The following is a 21200-nucleotide window of genomic DNA, read 5'->3' on the forward strand; positions in this document are numbered from 1 at the left end:
AAATCATTCTGGTAGTTCCAGCATATAAGCGCGAAACTGCCACTCTTCTCGCATAACGTGCAGGATAAAAACCTGCATCTCGTCTTCACGATAAAAAATGCGCAACGGGGACACTATTAACTCTCTGTAGATTGAATCAGGTAGCTCGGGGGGAATACGTCCAGATTGAGGATAATCTTCTAAGCACTCGATTTTTTCAAAAACCGTTTGAATCAAGCTGCGTGCCGCAGCAAAGTTGTCCAGGGCAATGTACTCAGCAACTGCATCCAGATCCTGCAATGCTGGCTCTGTCCAGATTACTTTAGCCATTTGCTCATTTTCTCTCTGGCCTCACTTTGACTGTGTGTATTTCCCTTTAACACAGCCCGCTCTCCCCGTGAAAGCCCTTCCAGCAATTCAAGCCGACGCTGCATAAACTCATAATCCTGAACATCAACAAGATAAGCTGACGGCTGGCCATGCTCGGTAATCAGCACCGGCTCCTTTGAACGATGAAGGTCGTCCAGGATTTTCGTAGCCTGGCGTTTAAGGTTGGTAACCAATTCAACTTTCATGAATTCACCCTGATTCAAATCAACTGTATCACTATAGTATCACTTCAAAAGTTGAGCAACCACGGAGGGGTAAGTAATATATGAACTTGTCAGTCTGAACATTAACGTGCAGGCAATGCATCCAGCGAAAGCAGGATTTCACGTGTGATCAGTTCTCGCTTGGCAAGGTCATCCATTCGGTTGGGGGTGTCTATATTAAGCGCGAAGAAAACCGGGCCGGCTGGCCATTCTACCCAGCCTACCCACCAGCCAATGCTGCCGTCCCAGCCCGTTTTCGCGCGCACAATCCAGTCAGATCCAGCCTCAACAATCATCAGATCTTTAACCAGTCTTTGATGTTCAACAGAGAAAGGCAGCTCATTGCGGTACAGTTGTTTTAAAAAAGAAATCTGTTCATAGGCGGAGATTGCCAGCTCGCCATCAATCCAGTAACTCCCTTCTTCTACTGAGGGATTTGCGTTGCCATAATCAATGCGCTCTAAATACTTTTGCGCAGCTTCAGTGCCAATATCTGCCGCAAACTTCTGATACACCCAGACCGCTGACATGCGCATAGCCGAACGTAAGTCCTGATCGCTGTTATATCCTGAGAAGCTTCGTTCTACGCCATCCCATTCAAATACCTCAAATTCATCCTGCACCACACCTGCATCCAGAGCGAATAAAGTATGGGGAATCTTGTATGTGGAAGCCGGGGAAAGTCGCTGCGACGCTCGATCCTGATCAAACACCTGCACAGTGCCATCGCTATCGCGCTCATCAACAACCACTATAGTGCCCTGAGCATCAAAGCTATCAAATACGCTTTCCCAATCAGAGCGTTCCTCACTCACCGCCGTTGTCGCAAAGGCCACACCCCCTATCAATAATAAGAACAGACTAGTTTTCATGTATTCTCCAAAGGGCAATCGCCCACAACTGAAACATGGCACAGGGATTTCCGGAGGAACTCTCGTCACAAAAAACATTGTAAATAGATGTCTTATTCAACAAAGTTTTTCCGTTCAATGGCGCGGAAAATACCGCCGAGCATTAAGCCCAAACCAACACCACAAATAAGTAAACCAGGAAGGTCCAGTACACCACTAGCGCCCAGGCCTCCCATGAAAAAGCCTAAACCAACGATTGAAATAGTGAAATCCCATGTTTTACCCAGCATTGTTATACCTCCCTATCATCAAGTCGACCAAATGTAAGAGCAAATGCCGAGGAACTCAACGGTTAAGGACTTCACCCAGCCAGCTAAACATATCCTCATCAGCGATTCGCATTAACGAGTGGCCTGCTTCAGGGTAGATCTTCAACTCATACTCATGACCGCTTTCATCCAATGCCGCGGCCAGAAGGTGGGCCTGTTCAACGTCTACACGTTCGTCCTGCTCGCCGTGTAATATCAATACTGGCACCTGAGGCAGTTCATCAGCCCAGTATACGACTGAGCGGTCTTTCATCGCTTGTTCCCGGTTTTCGTCAAAGTCTGGTACCCGGTTCTCATAGACCTCAATCATCTCCGGACGGGTAACTAAAGACTGCTCGTGATCAGCTGCACCCATCTCAAAAACCAGCGCATGAATATCATCCCGCCCCCTGGCCACCTGCATCATTTGCGTGGCACCGCGACTGGAGCCCCACAGCGCAATACGATCATGGTCAACATTATCCATGCCCTGTACGATAGACAAAATTGCCCGCGCATCGTCTACATCAGCACCACCGAATTCATCTTCAGCGCGCAGGTTACTTCCTATAATGGTGTAGCCCTCCCCCACCATTCCCATGTAACGGGCGTAGAGGTTCACAAAGTTAATAGCGCCGAAGCTACCATTGCCGCCGCGGTGAAAAACCAGTACCGGGGTGTCCTCATAGCTATTAGCTGGCCGCACCATGAACCCTGGTACTTCGACACCGTCGACGTCGTAGGTAAAGCGCAGACATTCTGTCTGACTTTGCCGCGCGGCAAAAAAGCGGTCACTGAAAAGTCTATCGAAATTCTGGTTCCATGGTGTGAAGCTGGTTTCCGCAGCTACCGTGCGCAAGACCTCCGCATCATCAAAAGGAGGCGCAAAGCAATCCTGCTGGCTGCTAATGCCCTCGTAACTGCTAAAGAATTGCGGTGAATCTTCAGCCTGCACAGAAGAAACTGATGCTGCAACGAATGCAAGCGACATAAAAGGCACTGCAAGGTGAGAAAGTTTAAGCATAATGAACATCCTTTTATCTTAGTTTTAAGTTATCAGGGGTTTGCATACTAGCGCTCACATAGCCTTCTGCAATCAACTCAGCGACAAACTTTCGGGACACTAACTTATCTGAATCAATCCGCACCGGAAGTGAACCGGTATGGATATCAAACAGGGTTAACAAGTAATTTTCTTTCTTCATTTAGCAAGTTCTTTGGTTCTACGCATGTGTACGCCGATGCGCCAGTAAAAGAGAACCCCATAAATACCGAGCCCCAACAATCCGTAGGTTACGGGAAAATCAGCGCGTACATCCGAATCAGTAGCTCCTTCATAAAAGACACCGGCAAGCGCAAGCAACAACATTAATGCGAAAAACTTAACTTCCATAACCCAGGCAATCGCAAAAAAACGGGTAAAGAAGTTTTCACCTTCGTAGCCACCATTGCCGTGACGCACGTAAAACAGTCCGCCAATGGTGATAACAACCCAAACTATAAGTATCCAGCTATCTGGCTTGTATTCTTCACTAGATGGAATCAGAAGCACACTTAACCAAAGGGCATGCGCAATAAAGTACTTAAATGCATTACGCTCTGATATCTTGCCCGTTGCTAATTCTTCTCTGACATTTTTAATATTCCAAAAATACATTCTGACTCCTGATTTTGGGGCATGCAGATGCTGAATCAGGAAAGAGTCAATGAAGTTATACGCTCTAGTCCTTTAAAGCAGGGGCATGCAGATTGTAATTTTTAGGCCTTTTTAAAAGATTATAAGGTTGAATTCAGCATTACAACCCCGAACGCTGAAGCGGAAAGTCAGGCCTAATCATTCAGTATTATTGAATCGGAATGGCGACTCGCGCGAGAAACCCATTTCTTTGTCGTGAGAACGAAACAGCAACTGTCGACACCTTGCCCGTCACACGGTTCTCATCAACGAATCCCCAGGCACGGGAATCCACACTATTGTTGCGAAAGTCGCCCATTACAAAAAGCTTGCCTTCGGGAACAACAAGGGTTCTTCCGAAGTAAGGAATGCTTCTATTCCTGTTTACTTTAAAGGCGTGAGGACTCCCTAACAGATCTTCGATACCAAGCAGAATGTCTTCACTTGATTCAGTAACCGACTGTTCCATCCGAAGGCCATTTATATAAATGGCATTACCTTCTATGTGCAAGGTATCACCAGGAACGCCGATGACCCGCTTCACATGGAGAATGTCTTCATGAGGCGGAATGAAGGTAATAATATCGCCCCGCTCAGGATGCTTCCATGTGAAAAGCCGTTTATTGAAAAAAGGCAGCGAGGGTCCAAAGCTGGTTTTATTAATCCAGAGCACATCTCCCGGAAGGATCGTAGGCTCCATTGAGCTTGTAGGAACGTGCGACCAGTCAGCGTAGGCCGTGCGAAAAAACATCATCAGGAGAATTAAGACGAGAAGTGACTTATACCCCTTAAAAAATAGTTTTATCTTGTGCATGTATATCACTCCTCATCAAGGGGTAGCGTAAGTTTACGACCACCTGACAAACTTATAATACGTCAATCAGTCGACGTCTCAGCAACCGACTGTATTGGCTCATTAACACGCAGTTCGTGAATAAAATCAAGATCACTGGTTATAACACCAACCCCCAGTAGCAACTCGACCATCTGCTCAGACAAAGAATTGATATCAATCGCCGGGCTGGTAATGTCGTTATGTTTCTTGATGGTTTCTTCCTTGAGTATGGAGAGTTACTGCCATCAGTTCCTGCAGCGAGTTAGCGAAAGAATTCTGCTAAAACTTAAGCGCCAAGCAATGGGCGGTGTTTCAGGCTATGGTACTTTAACGCCATTTGCAGGCAATGACTAAGCGGTCCTGCTTCGATATTAGCCCCTAAAGGAATAAGGATGGCTCGTTTTCCCTCATATTCGAATTCATCCGGGTATATCTCTTTGAAGGTTTCAATCAATGTAGTCTGGCAATGGAAAAATACCTTTATGACATGCGGATCTTTTGTTTTCCAGTCGATTCGAATCGTCGTGCCACCTTTGACAAGATAGCTCGCTTCCCCCCACTTGAGACTTTCTTCAACAGCGCCCAAAGTGTTTTCTTCAGCGATAGTAAAAATAAGGCGACGAACAGCCTCGAGCTGCCTTTGTGCCTCTATAGGGTGGGTAGCAAATTTAGTCTGTATTTCAGGCTTCACACTGCCTCCGGTTTCCAGTACCGAGTTATCAACCCGATAATGCCCTCGTGTATTGAGCCAATCAAGCACTTCCGCTAAACGCCAGATCGAAGCATAAGCTTTCATATCGCCTGTAATGAAAAATTCATACGCTTCTGGTAATCTCGAACTCCTGTTATTTTGTTTTTTACTGAGTGCTGTTGTCGTTATGAGTCAATTGTTTTTTTTCGGTCCGCTCCAGATGCCCTATTCCCGCAAGCTTATCAGCACTCTTGTGCTCAGTACTCTGGCGTTTACCGGTATCAGTGCCTGTAGCCCGTCCGGTGAAACTGAGACAACCGCGAGTGAATCCGCCCCCGTTGCACCGGAGCAGCGTCGCGCCTTATTGGTCAGTATTGATTCACTGAACGAAGCTATTTTAAAACAGAATCTGACCCGCAACGAGGCCCCCAACTTTTATCAGTTGTTTGCACAAGGTGCCTGTACCGAGTATGCCCAGGCCGCATTTCCATCGGTCACCGCGGCAGGTCATTCGGCCATCTGGACAGGTGCCTATGGTAATGTCACTCAGGTTACCGGCAATACCTCGCACCGTTTACCGCGCGACCAAGGCACCGTCATGAACCTGACTTCGGGCTTTGACAGCGACAACGCCGCGGCTGAACCGATTTGGGTAACCGCGGCTTTAAACAACCGCTCAGCAGGTGGCCACCATGTGACTCAAGCGCCAAACGTACCGGGTTTCCCGGCACGGGTCGGTGAGCCGGACGAGCAGGCTTTGGCCGATCAAGCACGCATTGCATCCGCCTATGAGCAGGACAACCTGACCGTAATGAACGGTTATAATATTCAGGTTAATTTCGACAGCGCGTTAAGCGCCGATGATGTCGAGTGGTTGGATGACGCGGAATGGCAAAACCTGAGTGCGCTGGATATCGACTTTAATAACGCCGAAGTGTCGCCCCGTTACTTTCAGTGGGAAAACCGGGCCGGTGCTTTTTATGGCGTATTCTACGGTAAAAACCAGTACGACCGCGTGGCGGTAAACACACGGCCGGATGGCGAAGGCGCTATCATCGCCGTGGCTCACCCTGTAGAAGATAGTTCACCTGAAGGTCGCACCCTGGCGCGTTTTTTCTCTGAACCGCTCACCGTTGCAACCGAAAAAGGCAATACCTTTCTTCGCTTGCGACTCTTTGACGCCGCAGAAGATGGCTCTGATTTTCTACTCTATCACCCCGCCATGCATGTGACGGATATCAACCACGCCGAGAAGCGTGATCGTTATGATGAACAAGTCCGGGGCTGGTTCGGCAACGCTTCATCCCGTCTTTACAGTCGCGGTGGTTTAGGCACCCCCTTATTTGAGGACGGCGATGGCACGGCCGAAGCGCGTTATCTGGAAACCGCTGAACTGTCGACTCGTATCTTCAATAAAGGCTCTTCTTTCTTCTGGAACGAGTTAGGCGTTGATCTGCTTGTGGATTATTTTCCTCTGGGCGATGCTATCGATCATACCCTCAGCGGCTACTTTGCCAAAGAATCACCAGCGTACAACGAAGAGCACGCTACCCGCGCCCATGAGTTACGCAATCGCACCTGGCAGCTTGTCGATATGCGCTTAGGCCATTTAATGGCCTTGACGCAAGGCCCTGAAAGCGCTCTTTTTGTAGCCGGTGACCATGGCATGCGCCCCAGTTGGCGTGAATTTTTGCCTAATGTATTGTTACAGAAAGCAGGACTGCAAGTACTGGATAGCAATGGCATGGTCGATCTCTCACAATCTCTTGCGGTGTCACCCAATGCCTACTGGATAACGGTGAACACCACTGAGTGGCGTCACGGCATTGTTGCAGAAGAAGACAAAGATGACGTTATCGCACGCATCGTTGAGGCGCTTGAGAATCTGACAGACGACAACGGCGAGCCGGTCATTAAACGTGTTTATATTGCTGATGAGCATCCCGAGCTAGGATTGGGCGGTGCTGCTGGGGGAGATGTATACTGGGAAACGGTTCGCGGTTACAGTCCGAGCCGCCAAATGAGAGCCGATTCGCCAGTGAACACCGACGCCCGCATATTTGCAGGACACTCGCATGCATCTACCAGCCCCGATATGTACACCGCAACCTGCGCGTTTGGCCAACACTTTCCGGCTCGGCGTATTCCAGCATCACAGCTAATTGATATAGCGCCAACCATCTCTGACTATCTGCAAATCCCAGCACCGATTCATGCCCGTGGCCGCTCGCTGTACCCTGAACTGACCGCTAGCGAGGATCAGCGGGATGAATAATAACTTTTGGGGCGGGCGCAACACCCATTTTATACACATTCCACTGACGGTCCGTCGGTGGAAGTTCGTCCTCACAGGTAATTTCATAGGCTAAGTGCCCGTCCAGGCGACAAATTCGCCAGGATTTGAATCCGATTGAATAGGATATCGCCGGACTTCTGGCGGCTTTACCGTCGGCACGATCCCAGGCCATCTTGCCGTTCCAGTAACCAGGACTCGACATCACATTGGCATCTGATTTAGTCGGCGGAGCCTCAGAAGGCACATAAAGACCATCGCACTCAGGTAAACCAGAGCCGGAGACTTCAAGGAATAAGGTGTTCGGTGGAAGGTTTTCTGTATCTGTCATTTAGTTATTCTCACTAGGTTAAGTTTTATTCTTCAAATTCTTCGCCTCCCACAATACCTTTACCGGAGCAGAAAGTCTTTCAGGGCGGCGCGGTGTGGCTTCGGCAAAAGCTTCCTGTAGCTTTTTCATGTCAGCTTCAAGGTCATCGGAAGGCTGCAGAATAATGGGAAAGGTCAGCTGTTTTTTACCGTAATCAGCCACAGCCAGTACTATGGGCACATCAGCTTGACGTGCAATGCGGTGAAAACCGGTTTTCCACTTTTTGGCGTTTTTGCGTGTTCCCTCGGGGGTGGCCACAATAGCCATATGATCGTTGTTATTGAATTGCTCAACCATTTGCCCCACGGTACCACCGGGTTGCGAGCGGTCTACCGGGATAGCTCCGAGTTTACGCAACAACCAGCCAAGGGGCCCTTTGAACAGGTTATGCTTAATCATAAAGCGGGCATCAAGTCCCAGCGCAATGCCGCAGACCAGCCCCAGGATACCGTCCCAGTTCGATGTATGCGGCCCGGCGACTACCATGGCTTTTGGAATATCGGGAAAAGGTTCTATGCGCCAGCCCACCATGCGCAACACCCGTAAAGCAATGCGTTGCATCAGCGAAGCTTTGCCATGAATCTTATTGGAGTTTTTGTTTTCTGGCATCTTTGGCTATCCATTCAAAACAATAAAACGAGCTTTGATTATATCAAAGAAAAATAGATTGTTTTCTGCGCGCATAGTTATGCCGCGTTTAACGGTTTAATACGTTCAACGTCGTCCTTAACCACTTGAGACGCTGCCCAAAGATCGACAGCCCGCTGAGCATTCAGCCAGAATTCCGGAGAGTTACCGAACAAACGGGCAAGCCGGAGCGCCATTTCAGGGCTCACAGCACGGCGCTCACGCAACAGTTCATTAATAGACTGGCGCGAAACACCCAGAGACTTAGCCAGTCCTGCCACCGTCAGTTCATAATCCGGCATAAAGTCCTCTCTTAGCATCTCGCCAGGATGAGTCGGCTTACGCTGCATGCCTGCCGTGTTAAGAATCGCCATACTTATTTCCTCCTCAGTGGTAGTCACACACTTCGACCTCGTACGCATCACCACCTTCAAAGCGAAAGCATATGCGCCACTGATCATTAATTGAAATCGCATGCTGCCCTTGCCTGTCTCCATACAGTGGATGCAGGCGATTGCCGGGCGGCACTTTCAAATCCTCCAACTGCTCAGCCAGATTCACATATTCCAGCTTTCTGGCAGCTCTCGGAGCAACATCCGCGGGAAATTTCTTTGATTTGCCTTTGGAGTAAAGCCCTTGAGCCCGTTTATCAGCGAAGGATTTAATCATACAACAAGTGTAATCCGTCACGTGACACAGATCAATAAATCCATAATGTCTCGCTACACTTCCAAACCGAAAAACCACTTTGTTCTAGCCAATTAGTGTCCGCGGGCATCCTAAACACCTCCTAAAAATCAATAAATCATTTTAAATCAATGGAATAAATATTGGCATTAAAGGTGCGAAGTGGTAATTGAGCGAGTTTATATCGCCGATGAGCATCCCGAACTAGGCCTGGGCGGTGCAGCAGGTGGTGATGTGTATTGAGAAACGGCGAGCGTCGTGATTGATTCAAATCAGCCTGTTGCCTTGCGCCCGACTTCTGACACAGAGCTCCACGGGCGAATGTTCTCCAGCTCCTCTTTCAGAACGTCTTCCGTAACCTCAGTGTCAAAGGCAGCCTGAGCCCGCAGCCAATAACCATTAGACAAGCCAAAGAAGCGACAAAGTCGCAGGTCCGTATCTGCTGTTATCGTGCGCTTCCCAGCAATAATCTGACCTATTCTTTGGGCTGGCACGTCAATTTCCTTAGCCAGGCGATATTGAGAAATACGCATCGGCTCAAGAAACTCTTCCTTTAGTAACTCACCTGGCGTTACCGGATCAATATTGCGCATGAGTTACCTCCTAATGATAATCAATAATTTCGACATCTTCCGCACCACTTTTGGTCCAGCGGAAGCAGACCCGGAATTGCAGTAACTTAGTTACACCAATAATAGCCTAAGCACTCAACAATTCCATATCACGGTTGTCCTTTAGTGGATGTCGGAGTGATTCCTTGGCAAGGTTCACTTTTAGCGCGACCCGCGCAACTTCCAAACCGAAAATAATCTGAGGTGCTGGAAGCAACCTTACGCTTCGTGCCAGACAATTAGTGTCCGTACGTTCTCAACGGACACTAAAGGTGTCCGCGGACACCCTAAACCCCTTCTGAAAATCAATAAAACCCTTTTAAATCAATAATATAAAAACTGGCACTAAAGGTGCAGTGTAAGCTATGTAACCATCCACATTGCATCGTCAGGATAAGAGCACATGATCCAGGGAACCAACCAGCAAGACCATCTGATTCAGCGCCCAGCTAAAAGCGTGCTGCGTCGCTTGCTCCCTGTCGTTACCATCGCCAGCACTTTGCTTGTGTTGGCAGTCATCGTTTTTCAATCACTCGGCGAAGGTGCCAGTCTGGTGTTGCCGCGTAATCAAATGCAATTCGCCACGGTGCAACGAGGTGATTTAGTGCGGGATATTTCAGTACAGGGCCGAATTGTCGCTGCAAATGCCCCTACCCTCTACAGCCAGGAAATCGGTCACGTGCAACTGTTTAAACAGCCCGGTGAAGCCGTTATTCAAGGCGATCTGCTGGCGACCATCACCAGCCCGTCACTACAAAATGATTTGCAGCAGCAGGAAGCCGTGCTGGCCAGTATGCAAAGCGAAGCTGAACGTGCCGAGCTAGCAGCGCGTGATCAACAACTGGATATGGAGCAGGTGATGAATGCGGCTCAGGTCAATTTACTGGCCGCCCGACGTGAAATGGAACGCGCCAGCCAATCAATTGAGTTTGGTGTGATTCGGCAACTGGATTTTGATGTCGCCGAAGACAACCTGGCAACTTCCGAGCTGGCGTTTGACCATGCCAGGCGCAAGGTAGAGCTGGCCCGCGATATGCTCAGCTTCGAGCAAAGCTCACGCATTCAGTCGATTCATCGCCAGCAATTAATAGTAGATGAGCTAAAGCGAAAGGTGATTGCACTCAATATTACCGCGCCCGTGACTGGACAGCTAGGTAACTGGCTCGTCGAACAACAAAGCCATGTGTTACCTGGGCAAGCCCTGCTGACCGTTATCGATTTAAGCCAGTATGAGGCTGAACTTGCGGTGCCAGAAAGTTACGCCCGCGATTTGATGGCTGGTCAACACGTTGAGGTGCAGCTTGGCAATCAGCGGCTACGCGGTGCCATCAGTTACATTGCTCCAGAAGTGCGCGATAACCAGGTGAGCGCGAGAGTGCGTTTCACTGAGGCTGACAGCAGCCAGTTACGCCAAAGTCAACGCCTGACCGCGCGCGTGATCTTAGAGCATAAGGCCGACGTGCTGATGGTAACTCGCGGCGACTTTGTCAGCTCAGGGGGTGGTCGCCAAGCGTATCAGGTTATCGATAACCAGGCCGTGCGCAAACAGGTCGAACTTGGCGCCCTGTCCGTGCAATGGGTAGAGATACTCGATGGCGCTACAGAAGGCGAACAATGGGTCATTTCAAACCTCAGCGATTTTAAAAATCAAGACCGGGTAAATCTGAACTAACAACACATAAATTTATACCAATGAACACAGGGAACAACCAATGATCACGCTAACCAACTTAAGCAAAATTTTCCGCACTGAATTGATTGAAACCCATGCTTTGCGGGAAGTCAGTTTGCACGTCAATGAAGGTGAGTTTGTAGCTCTCACCGGACCATCAGGCTCGGGGAAATCTACCCTACTGAATATCCTTGGCACTCTGGAGAGCTTTGACAGCGGTGATTATTTGTTAGATGGCAAGTCAGTTAAAGGCTTGTCAGATGCGGCGCTGTCCAAACTGCGCAATGAAAAAATCGGCTTTATCTTTCAGAGCTTTAACTTAATTAAAGACTTCAGTATTTACGACAACATTGAGCTGCCGTTGCGTTACCGCGGTTTAAAAGCCGCCGAGCGCAAGCAACGCATTGAGCAGGCACTAGAGCTGGTAGGACTGCATGCTCGACGCGATTACCTGCCAGGCCAACTCTCCGGTGGGCAACAGCAGCGCGTAGCCATTGCCCGCGCGATTGCAGGCCAGCCCCGTATTCTGTTAGCAGATGAGCCCACCGGTAACCTTGATTCCTTAATGGCACGCCAGGTAATGGAATTACTTGAGCAAATCAACCAGCAAGGCTGCACCATTTTAATGGTCACTCATGACCCGGACCAGGCTCGCCGTGCGGGCCGCAATATTCAAATCGTCGACGGTCAGCTTCATGACAGCACCATGTATGAACCGCTGGCAATGCACAACGCATAAAGGACACACCATGGAACAGTTTATCTACTACCTCAAAGTGAGTCTGCTTAGTATCAAGCGAGCACCGTTGCCTTATGCGCTGACGTTGCTGGTACTCAGCACCGGGCTTGGTGTGTTCTTTAGTAACGCTACGGTTTATTACTGGCTCAATAACGACCCCTTACCAGCAAAAAGTGCCCAGTTGTTTTTTCCACGCATCAACTCGGTGCAGTCATGTGATACCTGTCTGGAGCCCTTAAAGATGGTCAGTTATCAGGACATACAGTTACTCAGCAACAACGACATTGCTATCGCTCAGGCGGCAATGTTCAGTAGTTCGGCCTACGCGCGATTGCCCGATCAGCAAGGAACCTCACCCACCAGTGTCAGCTTGCGTGTTACCCAAAAAGACTTCTTTCAGTTATTTGAGGTGCCTTTTTTGCACGGTGAACCCTGGCCAGATAACGAGGCGCGGAATGAAATCATCGTCTCCCGAGACACCGCGCTGAAGTTTTTTGGCCGTACCGACGTGCTCGGTGAGCAGCTGCAACTCGAAGAATCCCTGTTCACCGTAGCCGGCGTGCTGGATGACTGGCAGATGCTACCGCGCTTATATGACGTTAACACCTCGGGTGCCATGGTAAGTGTCGAGGATATCTACCTGCCCTTCGAGACTGCTTATGATTTAGGCTTCACCTCAAACACCCAGACCATGTGGTTTGATGATCGTGATTACCATGGCGACTTTGCGCTGCATGCTCGTGAAGGGCAATACTATATGGCGCAATTTTGGGTGCAGCTTGAGGGTGCTGAGCAACAACAGGCGTACCGGCACTTTATGGACAACCTGGTGACCAGTGAACAAGAAGCGGGCCGCCACCCACGGCCCAAGGCCAATCGCCTGGACAACATGCTGGATATCGTGGATGCATTCGATGCCCGCAATCGCCAGTCGGATGCCTTTGCTCTGGTATCTCTTTTGTTCTTGCTGGTCTGTTTGCTCAACGCCAGTCACCTGTCAGTGAACCGCTATCTGTCCGGTCAATATGAGTTCAGCCTGCGCCGTGCGCTTGGCGCTAGCCGTATGCAGCTCAAGCAACAATTGCTGGTCGATGTGCTGGTCAACACCGCTTTAGCTTTTGGGTTGTCCTTAGCCATTGCCTCGCTATTTCTGGGTCTCATTACCCATCTGCTACCCACCATGTCGGTGTTGAGCAGCTGGCAGCCTCGACTGCTACTTACCATGCTGGGCATTGCTTTTCTCTGCTGCTATCTGGTGACACTCTATCCTGCAATACGCGCTTCATTCAGTCCGTTAAACCAGCAACTCAAATAAGGACGCTACCATGAGCATCTCGCTGTTAATCAAATCATTGCTGCGACGCAAGATCATTACCCTGCTATTACTGATCCAAATAGCCTTTACCCTCGCCCTGGTGGCGAACAGTTTCGTGTTAGCGCAGCAGGCGCAACAATTAATTACGCAACCAACAGGGCTGGACCTGCACAATACGCTGGCGTTGCAACTGAAACCAACCACCGCAACGCTGCGCCAACAACCCGCGCTAGGTGAACTCTTGGGACGACAGCAACGTGCGATAGCGGATCTACCAGGCGTTATCAGCGTTGGCTGGAGCAACCAGCCTCCTCTGGTGTGGGGCGGCAATAGAGTGAGCGTATCTATCCCCGACCAGCAGGAAACCTCCAACAGAGACTTTATACCTTTACAGCTGTCATCGGTATCAGGGATGGACGCCCTGTCACTGCAACTGCTCAGAGGCCTTTGGTTTGAAGACACCGATCTGGATACGCGTGCCGTGGTACTCACTCAATCTATAGCGCAAGAGCTATTTGGTGAGGAGGTGGCTGTTGGTCAGTTAATTAATCACGGCACCGTCATCGGCGTGGTTGGGGATGTACTGCTACATCGCTCCTCAAGCAACCCATACCACGGCATGTTTATGCATCGGAGTCTCGACTCGGTCGATTGGGGCTATGCGCTCATGATCAAGACCCAGCCAGGACAACTCGAACAGGTTCGCCAGCAACTGCCCGATCTGCTGCGTAGTATCGAGCCTGAAACATACATATTGCGCCTCAACAGCCTGGCTGAAATGCGCAATGAGCTTTACCACGAAGAGCGTGGCATGGCCATTTTGCTGTCGGTGCTGAGTGGTTTGATGTTATTGGTCTCGTTGATTTCCGCCTATAGTCACGCGCTGTTCCATGGCTTACAGCAACAAAATGAAATTGGTATCAAGCGAGCTTTGGGTGCCAACAAACAGCGCATCTTGTTTGATGTGTTCAGCGAAAGCTGGTTAACCACCGGTCTCGGAGCGGTACTCGGAATCATAGCCAGCTACCTGTTACATCAGCAACTTGCTACCGTAATTTCGTTGCCCGCTTTGCCCCTGTGGGTACCATTAGCTACAGCCTCGGTGTTACTACTTTGTGTCACTATCGCCACATGGTATCCTGCAGCTATTGCCACCCGGGTATCTCCGGCCACCGCTACCAAAGCCTTATAACCTATGCTGAACATTTTGGTTATTGATGACAACCCAGCTATTTGCCAGGCGCTGCAAACACTCTTTGCACTGCAGGGTTATCAGGTGTCTTGTGCCACAGAACCCGCACAGGCCTGGCAGCTACTGGCGGAGCAACCTATTGATTTAATTCTGCAGGATATGAATTTTTCGGCTGGTGAAATGCAGGGCACCCAGGGCAAAACTTTGTTTTACCAGCTACGGGAGCAGTACCCGGCTCTTCCCATTGTACTGATGACCGCCTGGACCCAACTCGATATGGTGGTCGAACTGGTCAAAGCTGGCGCCACGGATTATATCGCCAAGCCATGGGACGATCAGCGTTTATTGCTCACGGTCGCCAATGCCCTGAAATTAAAGCAACTGACTGAACAACAACAGCGCCGGGAACATGAGCAACAAGCCGCTTTTGCCGGTAAAGATCTCTGTGGCCTGGTGTTTGCCAGCAGCCAGATGCAGCAATTACTGCAAATGACGCTGCAACTGGCGCCAGCGAATGCTGCGGTATTGATCACCGGGCCCAATGGCGCTGGTAAAGAAGGCATCGCCAATGTACTACACGCCAATTCCCCACGCCAAACTAAACCCTTTATCAAGGTCAACATGGGCGCCCTGCCAGCCGACTTAATGGAAGCTGAACTATTTGGCGCAGAAGCCGGCGCCTACAGTGGCGCCAACAAAACCCGCATCGGACGTTTTGAAGCCGCCGACGGTGGCAGCTTATTTTTGGATGAAATCGGTAATTTGTCGTTATCGGGCCAGGCCAAGCTGCTGCGGGTTTTACAAACCGGTGAATATGAACGCTTAGGTTCCAGCACCACTCGCCGCGTCGATGTCCGCCTGATTAGCGCCACCAATACCGATTTAACGACCGCCATTGCACAGGGCGCATTCCGCCAGGATTTATACTACCGTGTGAATGTGGTGCAACTGGCCCTGCCCGCTTTAGCCGAGCGGCCAGATGATATTATGCCGCTTGCCCGTTATTTTCTTGGCGGCCAAAAAAGCCTCACTAAGGATGCTGAGCAACTACTGCTCAACTACCACTGGCCTGGCAATGTGCGCGAGTTGCAGAATGCGTGTCAAAGGGCGCTTCTGCTCAGCAAAAGCAACGACATTCACGAAGCCGATTTAGGACTTCCCATGAGTGCAACTGCCGGCAAGCGTGTACTGGATGATATTGACCGCGAGCGCATCGACCAGGCCTTGCTACAGGCTGGAGGCGTTATTTCACGCGCTGCTAAGCAACTTGGTATCAGCCGTCAGGCGCTCTACCGACGCATGGAGTTTTACGGTATTGAAACGCCTTAAACTATCCCCAGCTCAATTCAAATTGGGCACGAATCACCGACTCAACCTGCTGTGTCTGTTGCTGACTCTGCTCGCATTGATATTACAGTTTGCTTATATGGGTAGCGCACCTGCAGCCAGCGCAATCATTGTCACCGCTGGTTTACTGTTGGCGCTGTTACTGCACTGGATGCTGCGGCCTTTGATGACAGAAATACAGGCCCTCAACCTGCATGCGCAAAACCTGCAGGACGGCAGCTTTAATACCAGTGCCAATCAACTCAGAATACGAGAACTCAGCAGTCTCGCCGAAAGCCTGCAAAGAATGTCAGCGCAGCTTCGGACTGAGCGTGCCAGTCTCTATCAACGCGAACTGCTATTGGATACTGTATTGCAAAGCAGTCCGCTGGCTTTGCTGCTGACCGACAGCAACGACACCCTGATCATGAGTAACCCCGCGGCACGCCAGCTATTAGCTGCGGAAGGGCCCATTGATGGCGGCAAGCTGACAGCCACCGCGAAACAGGTTCCGGTTCTTGCTGATGCTATAAACAGCAAGCAACAAGGCTTGCTGCGTTTACCCGATCAGAGTGTCTGGCACTTATCGGTCAATCAATTCAAGCTGAATGATAATGAGCATTGGCTGTATTTACTGAAGCCACTAACCCGCGAGATCCAACGGGAAGAACTAACCGCCTGGAAGAAGCTACTGCGGGTGATCGGCCACGAACTGAATAATTCGTTGGCACCTTTGTCCTCGTTAGCCTACTCAGGCCAACAACGGGCTCAGCAATTGCAGCAGGCAGAACTGGCCAGTCTGTTTGAAACCATCAGTGCACGCACCGCGGATATCAATCAATTTGTACAGGCCTATATTCACTTTGCCAAACTACCACCGCCGCAAATGAAAGAAGTGAACTGGCCCAGGTTGATCAATCAACTGCAGAATTTATACGACTTTGAATTGCTTGGCGATTTACCACAGCGCCCCTGGCAAGCAGACCCCGCCCAACTGTACCAGGTGCTGTTGAACCTGCTAAAAAATGCCCATGAAAGTGGTTCAAAGCCAGAGCAAATCTGCCTTCAGATCGCCGAACACAATCAGCAACTCGAGATCACTTTGCAAGATGGTGGCGAAGGTATGAGTGAGCAACAACTTCAGCACGCACTCATACCTTTCTACAGCACGAAAAAGACAGGTTCAGGCATTGGCTTAACCCTCTGTCGCGATATCATAGAAGCACATGGTGGTAGCATCAACTTACGCAATCAACCCACTGGATTGGAAGTCAAACTGATGCTGCCCCAGCAATAAGCAAGGCCACGCAAAGCATATCTGGTCTCAAGCGCTCAATAACTCCACCTCACGATCATCCGTTAGCGGATGGCGGATTGATTCCTTGGCAAGATTTACTTTTAGCGCGACCCGCGCAACTTCCAGTACTGAGTTATCAAACTTATAAGTGCCCCGTGTATTAAACCAATCAAGCACTTCTGCTAAATGCCAGATTGAAGCATGACCTTCGTGAACAGGTGCAGGAAAGGTTGCACGGTGGGTGAGCATAAGCTTTCGCATCGCCTGACGAGAAATACCTATGAGGTCCGCCACATCCGTTAAACCAACCAGGTCTGGCGAAGCTTCGATTAAACGAGCGCCAGGCATCATATTTTTAATATCTATCAAAGCAGAGCGTACCGCCATTTCAGCGCTGTTCGCTTCACGGGAAAATTCTAGTGCCAGGCGACCTGGCTGCCCTATCCCAATGAGGGCATCGTCGCAGCCACCCGCGCCCAGACGCTCCACCAAAGCGTCCAGATCACTATACTGTTCATCCAGCTGATATTTCAGTGTGAAAATATATTCCATAACTCAATCCTCAGGCTCATTCCTACGGCTGTGGGTAGAGCATTTATTTACCACTCTGTTCAGAGCCCGTGCATGACTAACGGCGTTCCTCGGTGTACTCCACACGCTCGTAATACAAAATTCACCGCAACGACACTCATCGTCATTATAGGGGCAGTAAATTTTCCCCCAGGCATGAGCACCACCAACCTCAACTCGCCAGCCCTTACTCTCAGCATGTTGGAGCGCAGCTTCAACTTCCTTTTTAGGATGTGGCGGACGACTCATTCCTTGTCTCCAGTATGGATACACCACCCGAGGTTGTCAATTGACAACTATGGCAGATAAAATCTGAATGATATAGAGAATACAAAAAGTTTCTGGGAATGCTAATCAGCTATCACTTACTTTGTCATTTTCACTCTTTCAGAATCCGTTCCGCTACTACACTTCCAAACCAAAAAACAATCTGAGGTACTGGAAGAAACCAGGTTTAGCGTAGCGCAGTAAGGGTTCTCTCTCGACTTTTCTGCCATGCAGATAAATAGTCTCCACCTGGGTGGACAGGCTTAGGTCCTCAAAAATATGCTCTGAATGCAGTGTGAAGTGGGCCGGTTTTCCTGCTTCAAGGCCCCAGTCTAAGTCCAGGAAGTTATAGGCTTTGTGGGTGGCCCCAAAGAAGATATCCCAGGGCGACATGCCCAGTTCCTGCAAAAAATACATTTCGCGGTGAAAGCCTATCCCCTGGAACATGGCTAAGTTGCCCGAGTCGGAACCTACCAGTATCTCAACCCCGGCTTGATCCAAGGCAATCATTGACTCGCGCATGTTCGCTAACGCATCGTTTTCTTTTAATCCGGCAAGCCAGTCATAGACATTCTGATGTCGCTCTGTGACCGGGTAGTCTCTAAGTAATTTTGCCTTCACCAGCTCATCTGTCATAGGGATGGCCAATACCGACGCCGCTAAGTCAGCTTCACTGGGTTCATGCAAACGAATGACTTCGGGTACACCGCCGGCAGTAGGTATGATCACAGTGCCATTTTCCAGCATCACCTGAGGGATATCCTCTGGCATAGGTTCCCGTGGCAGATGGGTGACTGCATCGGCACCCAGCCTGGCTGCGGTTCTGACATCGCCCCATGTCCCAATATGCACCACGGAATTTATATTCAAACGTCTGGCTTCGTTCAAGAAAGCTTCAAAGGTTGCTTCATCCACCGTTGGCGCTCTTCCCGCGTTATCAAATACAATTTTAACTACATCGGGTTTTGCATGGCGCAGATCTCTGAGTTCATTCACCGCTTCTTCAGGGGTACTGATCAACCGCGTGCCACCAAAATCACAGTGACCTGTTGGAACGGTAAAACAAGGCCCGGCGGCAAAGACATAGGCCTCATTGCGCTCGTCCGGAAAGCCTTCATTCCGATACCCGAAAATATCATCTTCATCACTAAAGAGATCCAGCCAGGCATGCACACCGGCATACAACATAGCGTTGGCCGTGCCCCGAATGCCTATGTACTGATGATCGCTATAGTCTAACGAGGTGTTGCCCATGCTATGGGAATGCATATCGATCAAAGCAGGCATCATCACCTGCCCCTGTCCATCACGGGTATCGGCGTGCGACAGCTCGGTTTCAATATCGACAATCTGCTTAATTTTGCCGTCAGCAATTTCCACATTCACCGGGTTTAACTGGCGTGTTTCAAAGTCTGGCAGTAATACGTTATTCAATACAAAGCTGGTCGCAAAACTCGGACAACTCGCGAATAGAATGGCAAGTAGCAGTATTATTAGTAGTAGAAGCTTTTTCATCCCATTTTCCCTATCCCGAAATATTTCTTAATGGCGGTTGTTCCGCTTCGGCTGGTTGTGACCGTAGCGGCTAACTCCTTGAAGCGCAGTAAAAAAGTACCGTTGTGCCACTTCTCTATCTGGCTGATCAGTTTGCTGTTTACGATGCAGTTACGGTGTACTCGTAAAAATGACGACGGCAGTTGCTGAAACAACACCTCCAGACTCAAGTCCAGGTGATAATCCCGGTCACCGCACTGGGCCAGCGTCATGCCCTGAGCCGCACTCAAAAAGTAGATATCCGAGGTCTGCAGAACATGCATCTTGTCGCCCACTTTGGCGATAAGCTGGCTGTCACTCTGTTCAACATCAGGGGTATGCTTCAGCACCACGCGCGACAAGGCCTGGTGTAAGCGATTGAGGTCAAATGGCTTGAGCAGGTAATCCACTGCCCGGCGCTCAAAGGCTTGCACCGCATACTGACTGTAGGCGGTGGTAAAAATTACGTGACAAGGGTGGCTAATAGCTTCCAGCACATCGAAGCCAGACAACTCGCCAAGCTCGATATCCAAAAATACAATATCGGGTTTGAGGTTATTAATCTTTTCAATAGCTTGCACAGGGTCATCGCATTCAGCAATCAAGGACACATCCTCAAGCTGCTGTAGCTGCATTTTAAGTTTCAAGCGTGCAGGCGCTTCGTCTTCAACAATGATTACGCGCATGATTGTAGTGGCAGACTGATTTTGCACACCGCCCCTCCCTGGTTAGATAACTGCATAAAACCACCGGCAATGGCGACCCGTTTTCTGACAATATCCAGCCCCTGGCCCGCAGGCGTTTTGGCGCTTAATACTGACTCAGCAAAACCATTACCGTTGTCGCGTACCAGAAAAATCAGACTATCATTTTCCAGATGCACGCCAATCATTAGTTCTATAGGCCGGCTTTTCACATGTTTGACGACATTTTCAATCAGTGGCTGCAGCAATAAAGGGGGCACCTTATACAAGGCTGGCTTGAGTGCTTCATCCAGTTGCCAGTTGATAATCAGGTTGTCTGTATAGCGCGCCTTCTCGATGGCTAAGTAGGTCTCACAAATGCTCAGCTCGCGCTCAAGCGACACCCATTCTTTTTGCTGATCCACCGAGTAACGCAGAATATCCGCCAACTTGTGCAGGACTTCATCTGCTTTTTGCGGCGATGAATGCATCAGCGCCGATATAGTATTGAGGGAGTTAAACAGAAAGTGAGGGTTCAGCCGGTTGGTCAGGTTCATCCATTGAGCTTCCTGCTTAAGCTTGCGCTCTGACACCAGACGCAAATACAGCAGATACATCTGAGTCATGGCGAATATAAATACGCCCCACAGCAGCGCTGACACCAACTGCTCTCCCAGCGGAAACTGATAATCTGCAAATGCCAGCACATGTAATTCGCTGACTATGTGCGCCCCTACAAACATCATCAGTACATAGATAAAACCCTGTATGAAGACATTCAAATTGCCTATCAACTTAGTTTTTTGCAGCAAGTAAAAAAGCCAGAATGGACCAAGGAAGAAAAATAAAAGCCAGATGGGCAGGCTAATAACAATCAGTGACAGGTTCGCCCGCTCAAACTGCATCCACTCCAGGCCCGCCGGAATCAGGTACAAAAGCACAAGCAAAGCCGAGATAAATAGCTTTTCTTTGTTATTAAATTTCATAAAAGATACGTAGAGTGATTTGTTCGCTAAGCTAGCCTGAAGGGTAAAAAGTTACAACTAAGGAATGTCTGAACGGTAGGATCTTGTGTCTTAATCGCCA

General features: G+C 49.6%; 25 protein-coding genes. 7 read left to right on the forward strand and 18 right to left on the reverse strand.

The genetic code is table 11. The features are described 5' to 3' along the window. Nucleotides 1-3: 3 nt before the first annotated feature. The 9 genes from CWE09_RS07545 to CWE09_RS07575 form a co-directional block, all read right to left on the reverse strand. Nucleotides 4-309: a type II toxin-antitoxin system RelE/ParE family toxin gene (locus CWE09_RS07545; protein WP_126803364.1), complete on the reverse strand. Its 306-nt coding sequence runs from the start codon at nucleotides 307-309 to the stop codon at nucleotides 4-6. Continuing rightward, nucleotides 297-554: a type II toxin-antitoxin system Phd/YefM family antitoxin gene (locus tag CWE09_RS07550; protein WP_126803365.1), complete on the reverse strand. Its 258-nt coding sequence runs from the start codon at nucleotides 552-554 to the stop codon at nucleotides 297-299. The genes CWE09_RS07545 and CWE09_RS07550 overlap by 13 nt, the downstream gene beginning before the upstream one ends. A 101-nt stretch (nucleotides 555-655) precedes the next feature. Continuing rightward, nucleotides 656-1444, reverse strand: coding sequence for a class D beta-lactamase (gene blaOXA / locus CWE09_RS07555; protein ID WP_126803366.1), 789 nt, complete (start codon nucleotides 1442-1444; stop codon nucleotides 656-658). Nucleotides 1445-1536: 92 nt separating this feature from the next. Next, nucleotides 1537-1713, reverse strand: coding sequence for a hypothetical protein (locus tag CWE09_RS14165; RefSeq protein ID WP_157982835.1), 177 nt, complete (start codon nucleotides 1711-1713; stop codon nucleotides 1537-1539). Between the two features lie 55 nt (nucleotides 1714-1768). Next, a complete protein-coding gene (locus CWE09_RS07560; RefSeq protein ID WP_157982836.1) occupies nucleotides 1769-2755 on the reverse strand; it encodes an alpha/beta hydrolase family protein in 987 nt (328 codons plus the stop codon). A 13-nt stretch (nucleotides 2756-2768) separates the two neighbouring features. Beyond that, nucleotides 2769-2936: a hypothetical protein gene (locus CWE09_RS14170; RefSeq protein ID WP_157982837.1), complete on the reverse strand. Its 168-nt coding sequence runs from the start codon at nucleotides 2934-2936 to the stop codon at nucleotides 2769-2771. Beyond that, nucleotides 2933-3388 carry a hypothetical protein gene (locus CWE09_RS07565; RefSeq protein ID WP_126803368.1) on the reverse strand — a complete coding sequence of 152 codons (456 nt, stop codon included), beginning with the start codon at nucleotides 3386-3388 and terminating at the stop codon, nucleotides 2933-2935. The genes CWE09_RS14170 and CWE09_RS07565 overlap by 4 nt, the downstream gene beginning before the upstream one ends. Nucleotides 3389-3575: 187 nt before the next feature. After that, nucleotides 3576-4220 (reverse strand): signal peptidase I, encoded by a 645-nt coding sequence (gene lepB / locus CWE09_RS07570; RefSeq protein ID WP_126803369.1) that lies wholly within the window; start codon nucleotides 4218-4220, stop codon nucleotides 3576-3578. 307 nt (nucleotides 4221-4527) lie between these two features. Then, on the reverse strand, nucleotides 4528-5037 hold the full coding sequence (locus CWE09_RS07575) for a DUF1801 domain-containing protein (RefSeq protein WP_126803370.1): 510 nt from the start codon (nucleotides 5035-5037) through the stop codon (nucleotides 4528-4530). An 82-nt stretch (nucleotides 5038-5119) separates the two neighbouring features. Between CWE09_RS07575 and CWE09_RS07580 the strand changes: the two genes are divergently transcribed. Further along, nucleotides 5120-7207, forward strand: coding sequence for an alkaline phosphatase family protein (locus tag CWE09_RS07580; protein ID WP_198679664.1), 2088 nt, complete (start codon nucleotides 5120-5122; stop codon nucleotides 7205-7207). On the opposite strand, the gene CWE09_RS07585 is transcribed toward CWE09_RS07580, so the two are convergent. The 5 genes from CWE09_RS07585 to CWE09_RS07605 form a co-directional block, all read right to left on the reverse strand. Beyond that, nucleotides 7182-7556: a hypothetical protein gene (locus tag CWE09_RS07585; protein WP_126803372.1), complete on the reverse strand. Its 375-nt coding sequence runs from the start codon at nucleotides 7554-7556 to the stop codon at nucleotides 7182-7184. The two genes, CWE09_RS07580 and CWE09_RS07585, sit on opposite strands and share 26 nt — an antisense overlap. A gap of 18 nt (nucleotides 7557-7574) precedes the next feature. Then, nucleotides 7575-8204 carry a lysophospholipid acyltransferase family protein gene (locus CWE09_RS07590; RefSeq protein ID WP_198679666.1) on the reverse strand — a complete coding sequence of 210 codons (630 nt, stop codon included), beginning with the start codon at nucleotides 8202-8204 and terminating at the stop codon, nucleotides 7575-7577. A 77-nt stretch (nucleotides 8205-8281) separates the two neighbouring features. Next, nucleotides 8282-8596, reverse strand: coding sequence for a HigA family addiction module antitoxin (locus tag CWE09_RS07595; protein ID WP_126803373.1), 315 nt, complete (start codon nucleotides 8594-8596; stop codon nucleotides 8282-8284). A gap of 13 nt (nucleotides 8597-8609) precedes the next feature. Continuing rightward, the gene (locus CWE09_RS07600) at nucleotides 8610-8891 is read right to left on the reverse strand and encodes a type II toxin-antitoxin system RelE/ParE family toxin (protein WP_126803374.1); all 282 of its coding nucleotides are present in this window, start codon (nucleotides 8889-8891) and stop codon (nucleotides 8610-8612) included. A gap of 290 nt (nucleotides 8892-9181) precedes the next feature. Next, nucleotides 9182-9502 (reverse strand): HigA family addiction module antitoxin, encoded by a 321-nt coding sequence (locus tag CWE09_RS07605; protein WP_126803375.1) that lies wholly within the window; start codon nucleotides 9500-9502, stop codon nucleotides 9182-9184. Nucleotides 9503-9923: 421 nt separating this feature from the next. Between CWE09_RS07605 and CWE09_RS07615 the strand changes: the two genes are divergently transcribed. From CWE09_RS07615 to CWE09_RS07640, 6 genes are all read left to right on the forward strand, one after another. Continuing rightward, nucleotides 9924-11192, forward strand: a complete 1269-nt coding sequence (locus CWE09_RS07615; RefSeq protein ID WP_126803376.1) for an efflux RND transporter periplasmic adaptor subunit — start codon at nucleotides 9924-9926, stop codon at nucleotides 11190-11192. 40 nt (nucleotides 11193-11232) lie between these two features. Further along, complete coding sequence (locus CWE09_RS07620) at nucleotides 11233-11931, forward strand: ABC transporter ATP-binding protein (protein ID WP_126803377.1); 699 nt, start codon at nucleotides 11233-11235, stop codon at nucleotides 11929-11931. A gap of 10 nt (nucleotides 11932-11941) precedes the next feature. After that, nucleotides 11942-13246, forward strand: coding sequence for an ABC transporter permease (locus CWE09_RS07625; RefSeq protein WP_126803378.1), 1305 nt, complete (start codon nucleotides 11942-11944; stop codon nucleotides 13244-13246). 10 nt (nucleotides 13247-13256) lie between these two features. Continuing rightward, the gene (locus CWE09_RS07630; protein ID WP_126803379.1) at nucleotides 13257-14438 is read left to right on the forward strand and encodes an FtsX-like permease family protein; all 1182 of its coding nucleotides are present in this window, start codon (nucleotides 13257-13259) and stop codon (nucleotides 14436-14438) included. A 3-nt stretch (nucleotides 14439-14441) separates the two neighbouring features. Beyond that, nucleotides 14442-15767 (forward strand): sigma-54-dependent transcriptional regulator, encoded by a 1326-nt coding sequence (locus CWE09_RS07635; protein WP_126803380.1) that lies wholly within the window; start codon nucleotides 14442-14444, stop codon nucleotides 15765-15767. A gap of 97 nt (nucleotides 15768-15864) precedes the next feature. Continuing rightward, nucleotides 15865-17061 carry a sensor histidine kinase gene (locus tag CWE09_RS07640; protein WP_126803381.1) on the forward strand — a complete coding sequence of 399 codons (1197 nt, stop codon included), beginning with the start codon at nucleotides 15865-15867 and terminating at the stop codon, nucleotides 17059-17061. A 27-nt stretch (nucleotides 17062-17088) separates the two neighbouring features. On the opposite strand, the gene CWE09_RS07645 is transcribed toward CWE09_RS07640, so the two are convergent. The 4 genes from CWE09_RS07645 to CWE09_RS07665 all read right to left on the reverse strand — a co-directional run bounded on the left by CWE09_RS07645 (nucleotide 17089) and on the right by CWE09_RS07665 (nucleotide 21100). Next, entirely contained in the window at nucleotides 17089-17613 is a 525-nt protein-coding gene (locus tag CWE09_RS07645; protein ID WP_126803382.1) for a helix-turn-helix transcriptional regulator, read from the reverse strand. Nucleotides 17614-18036: 423 nt separating this feature from the next. After that, a complete protein-coding gene (locus tag CWE09_RS07655; protein ID WP_126803384.1) occupies nucleotides 18037-19413 on the reverse strand; it encodes an amidohydrolase family protein in 1377 nt (458 codons plus the stop codon). Next, nucleotides 19410-20144, reverse strand: a complete 735-nt coding sequence (locus tag CWE09_RS07660; protein ID WP_241974319.1) for a LytR/AlgR family response regulator transcription factor — start codon at nucleotides 20142-20144, stop codon at nucleotides 19410-19412. Before CWE09_RS07660 ends, CWE09_RS07655 begins: the two co-directional genes overlap by 4 nt. Beyond that, the gene (locus tag CWE09_RS07665) at nucleotides 20108-21100 is read right to left on the reverse strand and encodes a sensor histidine kinase (RefSeq protein ID WP_126803385.1); all 993 of its coding nucleotides are present in this window, start codon (nucleotides 21098-21100) and stop codon (nucleotides 20108-20110) included. Before CWE09_RS07665 ends, CWE09_RS07660 begins: the two co-directional genes overlap by 37 nt. Between the last annotated feature and the right edge of the window lie 100 nt (nucleotides 21101-21200).

The sequence above is a fragment of the Aliidiomarina minuta genome (assembly GCF_003987145.1).
Lineage (GTDB): Bacteria > Pseudomonadota > Gammaproteobacteria > Enterobacterales > Alteromonadaceae > Aliidiomarina > Aliidiomarina minuta.